This is a genomic window from Streptomyces beijiangensis, assembly GCF_017315755.1.
Classification (GTDB): domain Bacteria; phylum Actinomycetota; class Actinomycetes; order Streptomycetales; family Streptomycetaceae; genus Streptomyces; species Streptomyces beijiangensis.
This window is the reverse complement of the sequence record NZ_JAFLRJ010000931.1, coordinates 1-388: the sequence shown is the minus strand read 5'-3', so window position 1 is coordinate 388 and position 388 is coordinate 1. Positions and strand designations below refer to the sequence as shown.

Annotated in this window: 1 protein-coding gene; it reads left to right on the top strand. The window is 68.0% G+C overall.

Annotated features, from left to right (window positions below; translation table 11 throughout):
• Positions 1-2: 2 nt before the first annotated feature.
• The coding region (locus J0695_RS39930) for a PstC family ABC transporter permease (RefSeq protein ID WP_372445917.1) at positions 3-388 on the top strand (386 nt) is incomplete at its 3' end.

Genomic DNA, 388 nt, shown 5'->3' with positions numbered 1-388 from the left:
GCATCACCCTGCTCGTGATCATGGCCGCCATCGCGGCCTTCCTGACCTACCGCGCCTACCTCGCGATCTCCGAGGACTCGGTCAACTTCCTGACCGCCTTCGAGTGGAACCCGCAGGGCGACCCGCCCGCCTTCGGCATCGGCATCCTCGCCTTCGGCACCGTGGTCAGCTCCGTGATCGCGATGGTCATCGCCGTCCCCATCGCGGTCGGCATCGCGCTGTTCGTCTCGCACTACGCGCCGCGCAAGCTCGCGACGCCGCTCTCGTACGTGATCGACCTGCTGGCCGCCGTGCCCTCGATCATCTACGGCCTGTGGGGCGCCCTCTTCCTCGTCCCCTACCTGGACGGGCTCACCCGCTGGCTCGACCAGTTCTTCGGGTGGACGGT